7 protein-coding genes are annotated in these 8680 nt (G+C 65.7%); all 7 read left to right on the top strand.

What is annotated here, in order from left to right; all coding sequences use genetic code 11:
- Window positions 1-422 precede the first annotated feature (422 nt).
- The 7 genes from B2Z70_RS11885 (at window position 423) to B2Z70_RS11915 (ending at window position 8588) form a co-directional block, all read left to right on the top strand.
- Window positions 423-2330 carry a flagellar hook-length control protein FliK gene (locus B2Z70_RS11885; protein WP_292983521.1) on the top strand — a complete coding sequence of 636 codons (1908 nt, stop codon included), beginning with the start codon at window positions 423-425 and terminating at the stop codon, window positions 2328-2330.
- Window positions 2331-2346: 16 nt separating this feature from the next.
- Complete coding sequence (locus B2Z70_RS11890) at window positions 2347-3075, top strand: flagellar hook assembly protein FlgD (RefSeq protein ID WP_292983522.1); 729 nt, start codon at window positions 2347-2349, stop codon at window positions 3073-3075.
- Between the two features lie 102 nt (window positions 3076-3177).
- Window positions 3178-4575, top strand: coding sequence for a flagellar hook protein FlgE (locus tag B2Z70_RS11895; protein WP_009803058.1), 1398 nt, complete (start codon window positions 3178-3180; stop codon window positions 4573-4575).
- Window positions 4576-4756: 181 nt separating this feature from the next.
- Window positions 4757-5029: a CtrA inhibitor SciP gene (gene sciP / locus B2Z70_RS11900; protein ID WP_009803057.1), complete on the top strand. Its 273-nt coding sequence runs from the start codon at window positions 4757-4759 to the stop codon at window positions 5027-5029.
- A 179-nt stretch (window positions 5030-5208) separates the two neighbouring features.
- Window positions 5209-6864: a flagellar basal-body MS-ring/collar protein FliF gene (gene fliF, locus B2Z70_RS11905; RefSeq protein WP_292983523.1), complete on the top strand. Its 1656-nt coding sequence runs from the start codon at window positions 5209-5211 to the stop codon at window positions 6862-6864.
- A gap of 53 nt (window positions 6865-6917) precedes the next feature.
- Entirely contained in the window at window positions 6918-7904 is a 987-nt protein-coding gene (gene fliG / locus B2Z70_RS11910) for a flagellar motor switch protein FliG (RefSeq protein WP_371262346.1), read from the top strand.
- A gap of 15 nt (window positions 7905-7919) precedes the next feature.
- Window positions 7920-8588 carry a FliH/SctL family protein gene (locus tag B2Z70_RS11915; protein ID WP_009803054.1) on the top strand — a complete coding sequence of 223 codons (669 nt, stop codon included), beginning with the start codon at window positions 7920-7922 and terminating at the stop codon, window positions 8586-8588.
- Window positions 8589-8680: the final 92 nt, after the last annotated feature.

Below are 8680 nucleotides of genomic sequence, written 5' to 3' on the forward strand. Positions count from 1 at the left end.
GGCGATTTTACCCATTTGGCGGCAGAATTTTCCTAGCCAGCCTGAAGAACGCGACGCCTGGAACCCGACCCGGAAACCCAATAAGCACCTTTGTTTTAAAGGTTTTTCTTGGCCCTGGCGGACTCGCGCCCATGTGCGCTTGCCGACTGGCTGCCAACTACAGCGCAAGCAACGGGCCAAACCGGATACCGGCCCGAGCGCTCGGCAATTCCGTCATGCCCAGCGGGGGAAAATCTGCCGACCGGCGCCGAACTCAATTCCTAATGACAAGTTTATTCATTGTTTTATATGCACTTTTTGGATTTCGAGAATTGGCACGCCCCTTGAAGGACAGGATCGACCTCGGCTGGACAAAAGGTCCCGCCCCCTCGACGCAGCAAAACGCGGCGCATCAGCTTGATGATTTGCGGAGCCTTACGCTCATGCCGCTCGACCGTCTGCCTCCGGCCCCTGCGCCGACAATCCCCAGCCCGAAGCGCGCTCAACGTGCGTCGGGCGAGGATGCGCAGACGTTTGCGCTGCCCGGAAACCGTGAGAGCGGCGCCGAGAAAGCCTCCCGTCCGGACAAGGCCGAGCGCAAGTCCGAAAGCGCGCGTGAGGGCAAGAATCGCGAAGCGAGCGCTTCGACCAGGCCGGAGGACGCCCGCGAGGCGCAGAGCCAGACTCCAGATCCTCAGGGTCCGGAAACCGCGAACCCGGCTCTGGCCCTCAACGAAGTCTTTTCCCAGGCCGTAACCGACGCCCAGGAAACCGGGGCGACGGCCGAGACTGCCGCCACCTCATCCAAAGCGGCGGACGCCGAGGCAAAGACCGGGGCTGAAGCGCGTGCGCATGCCGTTCCGCCGCCCGGAGCGGGCAAAGCCGGGCCCGAGACCTCTGACGCACAGTCGCCGTCCCAATCGCAGGCACGTGCAGGCGCGCAAGACAGCGCGGCGCCGATCACGCCCGCCGCCGCTGCGCAAAACGACGCCGCACCGGACGAAACCATCGCCTTCAAACCGGACAGCGCCGCCAAGTCCGCTGACGCACCGCGCCAGTCGCCCGCTGATGGGGAGCAGCCCGCAGCCGGAGAGCAGGCGCGCGCCCGGACCGAACAGACCGCCCCCCAACAGACCCAGCCTGCCCCCGAGCCGGAGCTAGAGCCGGAGCCCGAAGGCACGGTCGAGCCGTCAGCCGCCCGATCCGCGTCATCCGCTGATGGCGAGGCTGACGCCGAAGCCGACGCGGCGCGCGCCGTGCGCGATGCGCAGACCGCACGCGCCGAGGCTGTCCGCTCTGACGACTCGCGTCAGCAGGGCCGGAGCACGCCCGACAGCTCACCGGCATCCAAGGACGCCGCGCCGCAAGCAAACGCTGATGCTGAGAAGGCGCAAGCGAAGTCCGCCGAGACGGCCCCCGCCGGAAAGAACGCGCCCGAGCCGACCCAGGGTCAGAGCCGGTCCGCCGAAACTGTCGCGGATCCGGCCGAGGCCGCCGCCTCGGTGCAGGCCGCCTTCAAACAGGCCCAGCAGCAAGCCCAGAGCGCGGACTCCGACCGGGCGCCGGGCATGCAGAACAAGTCCCGGCATGCCGACAAGAGCGATGCGGGCGCCAAGACGCCGACGCCCCAGGGCGCACCCGACTCCGGCGCCAACAGATCTGCAGCCCCGGACGCCGCTACGCCGACAGCGCGCCCGACGCCGCAACCTGTCGCTCCGGCGAACGCCCCGACCGATCCCCTCGCCTGGTTGCTTCAGGAGAGCCTGATAGCGGAAGAGGCGCCCATGGACGCGCCTGCCGACACGGTCGATGCGGAACTCGACATGAGTACGGTGCGGGCCGAACCGCGCATCGAGGCCGCTCGCCCCTCGCACCATCCCCAGGCGCATGCCGCCTCCCGCTTCGCTCCGACGACCACCCACACCCTGGCGGCGCAGATCGCGCGCAAGTTCAATGATGGCGGGCGGGTCTTCGACATCCGTCTGGATCCGCCGGAGCTGGGCCGGGTTGAAGTCCGTCTCGAGCTGGGACCGGACAACAAGGTGTCCGCCGTCCTGAGCGCAGAGCGCGCCGACACCCTGTCCGAACTGCAACGCAATTCGAAAGATCTTGAAAAGGCGCTGGCCGACGCCGGCCTCGAGCTGGGCGAGGACGGCCTGTCCTTCTCGCTGAGCCAGGACAATGGCGCGTTCAACGGCTTCCAGGACGAGGCGCACAGCGCGCCGGACGGATTCGCCGCCCGGAACCGGTTCACCGTGGAGGTCGAGACCGACCTGCCCGCCGCCCCCCTTGCTGACGCGCTCTACGGCTTCGCCGTGAGCCAGCGCGCCGGCGTCAATCTGATCGCCTGAGCAGAAGAGCGAGATCATGACCGAAGTCAATGCAGCCGCCCAAACCCAGCAAGCGCAAAGCCAGTCAAAGCTTGCGACCGCTGGCCTTGCGGACAATTTCGACACCTTCCTGACACTGCTGACCGAGCAGCTGAAAAACCAGGATCCGCTCGACCCGCTGGAATCCGAACAGTTCGTCCAGCAACTGGTCCAGTTCTCCTCGGTCGAGCAACAGATCGCCTCCAATGAATCCCTCGAGGCCCTGCTGGCGCTTCAGCAAAGCGACGCCCAGCTCAAGGCGCTCGACTTCATCGGCAAGGAAGCCACTGTGAACACCCGCTACAACCTCCTGCAGGATGGTGAGGCGACGTGGGAATACGGCCTGTCTCAGGAAGCGGACAGCGTCGAGATCCTGATCTTCGATGAGAAGGGCACGCAAGTCCGTCGCCTGGATGGCGAGACGGGCGAAGGCGTCCATGCAGTGACCTGGGACGGCAAGGATCAGGCTGGCAACACCCTGCCTGAAGGCGTCTACGAGATCGAGATCATCGCCAAGGATGCCGACAAGAACGCCATTGATTACGCCACCCGCGTTTCACACCGGGTCACGGGCGTGGAGATGAGCGGCGGTCAGGCCCAGGTCAGCTTCGCCAATGGCGAACTTGTGCTGCCTGCCTCTCTGGTGACCAGCGTGCGCGAGGCGAGCAGCGCCCCCGCCAATTCCAACACCAGCTCTCCGGACGAGGAGTCCGAGGCTGCCGCTTAACCCCGAAGACGGGGAAACCGGAGCCCGAACCGCTCCGCAACAAAATCGAGGCTCTCCGCCAGAAGGAGCGGACGCCCTGGCTAAAACGATGGGAAGCAAGTCATGAGTATCAACTCGGCCATGGCCGCCGGCGCGTCCGGCCTGATCGCCAACTCTTCAGCGCTGGCGGCGATTTCGGACAACATCGCCAACGTCAACACCGTGGGCTACAAGCGCGTGGATACGATCTTCACGCCGAACTACAAGATCGGCGGCGGCGGCGAGACCCGCTACGCCTCTTCGGGCGTCAGCTCGAATTCGCGCCTCGACGTCAACTCGTCGGGCCTTCTGACCCCGGGCGTCAGCGCCACGGACATGGCCATTGACGGCGACGGGTTCTTCGTCGTGCGCCCCAGCCCGACCGCGGGCGGCTCGTCCGACGCCGTGCTGTTCACCCGTTCGGGCGGCTTCCAGACCGATTCCTCTGGCTATCTGCGCAATGACGCCGGCATGTACCTTTATGCCTGGCCGGTTCAGGCCGACGGCACGGTCAACCAGAACCCGTCCAACGTGGACACTCTGGAAGCGGTGAACCTGTCCAATATCGGCGGCACCGCAAACGCCACCTCCAGCGTGCGCATCAACGCCAACCTGCAGGCCAGCACGACGCCTTCGGCCGCGGCGGCCACCTATGACCCGACCGCGTCCGGCACCAACATGGCGTCGGGCACGGTGACGCCGGATTTCGAGCGCACCATCCAGATCTACGACACCCAGGGCGGCGTCCGGTCCGTGACCATGTCCTTCCTCAAGCACGCCACCAACGCCAACCAGTGGCATGTGGAGCTGCACGTCCAGCCGGCCTCTGACGTCACCACGGGCGCGCCGCTGATCGACGGTCAGATCGCCACGGGCATTGTCGCCTTTGACACCAATGGCGAGATCGTGCCCGGCGCTCCGACCACCCTGCCCACCTCGCTGCCGTTCGAAGCATCAGACGCCGCCGGCGCCGTGGGTGCAGGCGCAGTCCGCTGGGCGGCGTCGACCGGCGTTGGCGCACAGACCATCTCGCTGGATCTCGGGACCGCCGGCACGCCGGGCGGCATCACCCAGTTCAACTCGCCCTCCAACCTGGACTCCACCGTGGTGGATGGCGCGATCTTCGGCGCCTTTGCGGGCGTGGAAGTGAGTGATGACGGCTTCCTGTCCGCGCGCTTCACCAACGGCGTGGTCCGCCGCGTCTACCAGCTTCCGGTCGCCACCGTCTTCAACCCGAACGGTCTCGCTTCGGTTGGCGGCGCGAGCTTCCAGATCACCGAGGATTCCGGCGCCTTCACCCTGAACGCCCCCGGTTCGGGCGCGTCAGGCACCATTGCGGCGAAAACCGTCGAGAACTCGAACGTCGATATCGCGACGGAATTCTCCAACCTCATCATCACCCAGCGGGCCTATTCGGCCAGCTCCCGGATCATCACCACGGCGGACGAAATGCTCGCCGAGGCGATCCAGATGAAGCGCTAACCCAACGCCGTCCCACCGGCCGACTGACACCCCGGCGCTTCGGCGTCGGGGTGAATTTTTTCTAAACAACTGATTTACCGCACTTTTACCTTGCGCTTTAGGCTCACCTTAAGAGGCCTCGCGTATAACCCGTCTCATTAAGGACCCGCGTTAGACGGGTCTTCCTAAAAGGATGGGTCGGATGGAACGTCGAGCGAAGAAGGAAAACTATGTCATCGGTCCTGATGGCAGCCCCTTAACCGTGGCCGATTTGCCGAGCCCGGACACCAAGCGTTGGGTTATTCGCCGCAAGGCTGAAGTCGTCGCCGCCGTGCGCGGCGGTCTGCTGAGCCTGGATGAAGCCTGTGACCGCTACCGGCTGACCGTGGAGGAGTTTCTCTCCTGGCAGCGCTCTATCGACCGGCATGGCCTTGCCGGGCTGCGCACCACGCGCATTCAGCAATACCGCCAGTAGGCGGTTCGCCCCCCTCTCTTTCAGGCCCGCGTTCAGCGCGGCGAGTTGCGACTCGCCGCGCTGATCGTGTTTTTTGATTCAACGCGTTAAGACCTCGTTTACGCGGATAGTGGGAAAAACTTGCCTAGCCGCTGCAGGGAGCGGCGTTTTCCTGATTCGGAAATCAGCAAGGGCCCAGCGTGAACGCGATACTGGAACAGCTTTCCCGATTCGGAGTCGGTCGACTGGCCGCCATACTCGGCCTGACCGCCGGTGCGGCCGCCGCTCTGGTGTTTTTCACCATGAGCATGAACTCCAATGGCCAGGCGCTGCTGTTCTCCGGCCTCGGCCCGGCGGACGCCGCCGCCGTGAGCCAGAGGCTGGACCAGGCCGGCATCTCCTACGAACTGCAGGAAGGCGGATCGGCGGTCTATGTCAGCACCGATCAGGTCGACGAGGCGCGGATGCGCGTCGCCTCGGGCGGGGCGCTGAGCTTTGGCTCGGTGGGCTACGAGATCTTTGACGAGACCGATGCGCTCGGCACCACCAGCTTCGTTCAGAACGTCAACGCCAAGCGTGCGCTCGAAGGTGAGCTGGCGCGCTCGATCAACACCCTCAACACCGTGTCCGCCGCCCGCGTTCACCTGGTGCTGCCTGAACGCCGCCTGTTCTCGCGCGAGCAGCAGGAACCCTCCGCTTCGGTCGTGATCAGCGTCCGCGGCGAGCTTCCGAGCGCGCAGATCAACACCATCCGCAATCTGGTCGCCACCGCCGTGCCGGGCCTGCAGGCCAACCGCATCACGCTTGCCGACGATCAGGGGCGCCTGCTGGCCGCCCCCAGTGACGCCGAGGGCGATGTGCTGGGCGCCATGCTGGATGACCGCCAGAACGCGATCGAACGCGATCTGCAACAGAAGATCCGCGATCTCGTGGAGGGCATTGTGGGCTCGGGCGGCGTGCGCGTCGCCGTCACCGCAGAGATCAACCGCGAGAGCCAGACCCGCACGCGCCTGGAATATGATCCGGACGGTCAGGTCGAAGTCAGCCGACGCGCCGTCGAGGAGCGTCGCAGCGAGCCCGTCAATTCCGGCGGCGTCTCGGTCAGTGAGAACACGCCCGACGCCGAGGCCGGCGCGAATGGGGAAACGCCGCTGCTGGCCACCAGCGAAAGCTCGACGACCGAACGCAATTACCAGAACACCCAGGAAGAGACGGTCTCCATCATCCAGGCGGGTGATCTGGAGCGCCTCGCCGTGTCTGTGGTCGTGGATGAAGTGGCGGTCGTGGGCGAGGACGGAACCCTGAGCTTCGAGCCGCGCAGCGAGGCCGAGCTGACCCAGATCCGCAATCTCGTCGCGGCGGCGGTCGGCTTTCCGACCGACACCACCCTGACCGATGGCGACCAGATCCTGCAGGTCACCTCCATGCGCTTCAATCGCCCGGACCTCACCCTGGGCACGCCGGCGCCGGAAGGCTTCAGCCTCGCCCGCCTTGATTTCATGCGCATCGCCGAGATCGCCGTGCTGTTCGTGACCGCGCTGCTGGTCATCCTCCTGGTCGCTCGTCCGCTCGTTCAGGGCGCTGTGGGCAATGTCAGCGCAGCGCGCCCGGCCCTGGCGGGCGCGGGAAGCGGCGGCGGCAAGGCCCTGCCGGACAATGTCCAGGCCCTGCTGGGCAATTCGGACGGCACGGTGATGCTGCCCGAAGGCGACCCCTCTGATGACCATATCGACGTCGCGCAGATCGAGGGTCAGGTGAAGAAGTCCTCTGTGCGCAAGGTGGCCGCCCTGGTCGAGCAGCACCCTGATGAATCCATGAGCATCCTGCGCACCTGGATGCATGACGGGGAGGGTTGATCATGGCTGAAGCGCCCGCCCCTCGCGGCCGGAAAATCGACGACCCGTCCAGCATGACGGGCGCGGAAAAGGCCGCTGTCATCCTGCTGGCGCTCGGCGACGAGCAGCGCCAGCTGTGGGAAATGATGGATGACGAGGAAATCCGCGTCGTCTCCCAGGCCATGGTCAATCTCGGGAATGTGACCTCCGGCGCCGTCGAGAAGCTGATCATGGAGTTTGTCGGCTCCATGTCCTCGACCGGCTCCATCGTGGGCTCGGTCGATCAGGCGCAGCGTCTGCTGTCCTCCTTCCTGCCCGAGGACAAGGTCGACCAGATCATGGAAGAGCTGCGCGGTCCCGCCGGCCGGACCATGTGGGACAAGCTCGCCAATGTGAACGAGGTGGTTCTGGCGAACTATCTCAAGAACGAATACCCGCAGACCGTGTCCGTGGTGCTCTCCAAGGTGCGCCCCGACCACGCCGCGCGCGTTCTGGCCGCCCTGCCCGAGGATTTCGCCATGGAAGTGGTGACCCGGATGCTGCGCATGGAGCCGGTCCAGCGCGAGATCGTGGAGAAGATCGAGGAGACGCTGCGCTCGGAATTCATGAGCAATCTGGCGCGCACCTCCAAGCAGGACAGCCACGAGCTGATGGCGGACATCTTCAACAATTTCGATCGCCAGACCGAGAACCGCTTCCTCGCCTCGCTCGAGGAGCGCAATCGCGATTCCGCGGAGAAGATCCGCTCGCTCATGTTCGTGTTCGAGGACCTGGGCAAGCTGGACCCGCAAGGCGTGCAGACCCTTCTGCGCGGCGTGCCCAAGGACCAGCTGGGCCTGGCGCTCAAGGGCGCGTCCGACACGCTGCGCGACCTGTTCTTCTCCAACATGTCCGAGCGGGCGGCGAAGATCCTGCGCGAGGACATGGCGTCCATGGGCCCGGTGCGCCTGAAAGACGTCGATGGCGCGCAACAGGCCATGGTCAACCAGGCCAAGGACCTCGCCGCCAAGGGCGAAATCCTGCTGTCGGAAGGCGGCGGGGAAGACGAGCTGATCTACTAGGAAGGCCGAAACTCAGTGACCGACGGCTTCAGAAAATTCGACTTTGACCGGGAGTTCGCACCGGACGGCCGCATTCTGCGTGAAGGCGACACGTTCAAGCGCGTCTATACCGAAGACGAGATGCAGATGGTGGCCGAACAGGCCGCCGAAGCCGCCCGTCAGGTCGCCGAGATCGAGGCCCAGGAAGCCGCCGCCGAAGCCGCCGGCCAGGTGGTGCATCAGGTCGCCGGGCTGCTGGGCCGCCTGCAGGCGGAATCCGAAGCCATGCGTCAGGACGCCGCCCGCCTGGCGCTGGCGTCCGCCCGCATCATCGCGGGCGCGGCGCTGGAGCAATATGGCGAGGAAACGCTGAAGGACTGCATCACCGAAGCCCTGGCCGATCTGCGCAGCGAACCGCGCGTCGCCGTCCGGGTGAACCCGTCCATGTCCGACGCGCTGGCGGAAATCCTTGAAGGGGAAGCCGCCCAGCATGGACTTGAGGGCGCGCTGATCGTGCGCGCCGACGCGGACGTGCCGCGCACCGATTGCGTGCTGGAATGGCGCTCCGGCGCCATCGAGCGCACCACCGCCGATATTGAATCCCGCATCGAGCAAGCCGTGAAGAACTGGCTGGCCCAGCCCCGCGAGGGCGATGCGGACATCACCCCCGATCAGGCCGCCATGGGCGGTCAAGCCTCGGCCTGAAGGAGCTAAGCCATGAGTGACGACGATCTGAACCTGCCCGATCTGTCTGACGGCCCGCAAGGCGTGAACCCCGATCCCGAGCCCATGGGCCG

The organism is Oceanicaulis sp. UBA6590 (genome assembly GCF_002433705.1).
Lineage (GTDB): Bacteria > Pseudomonadota > Alphaproteobacteria > Caulobacterales > Maricaulaceae > Oceanicaulis.

Coding starts and splice junctions, on each gene's coding strand:
- B2Z70_RS11895 (WP_009803058.1), top strand. CDS start 3,178: ATGAGTATCAACTCGGCCATGGCCGCCGGCGCGTCCGGCCTGATCGCC.
- B2Z70_RS11890 (WP_292983522.1), top strand. CDS start 2,347: ATGACCGAAGTCAATGCAGCCGCCCAAACCCAGCAAGCGCAAAGCCAG.
- sciP (WP_009803057.1), top strand. CDS start 4,757: ATGGAACGTCGAGCGAAGAAGGAAAACTATGTCATCGGTCCTGATGGC.
- fliG (WP_371262346.1), top strand. CDS start 6,918: ATGACGGGCGCGGAAAAGGCCGCTGTCATCCTGCTGGCGCTCGGCGAC.
- B2Z70_RS11885 (WP_292983521.1), top strand. CDS start 423: ATGCCGCTCGACCGTCTGCCTCCGGCCCCTGCGCCGACAATCCCCAGC.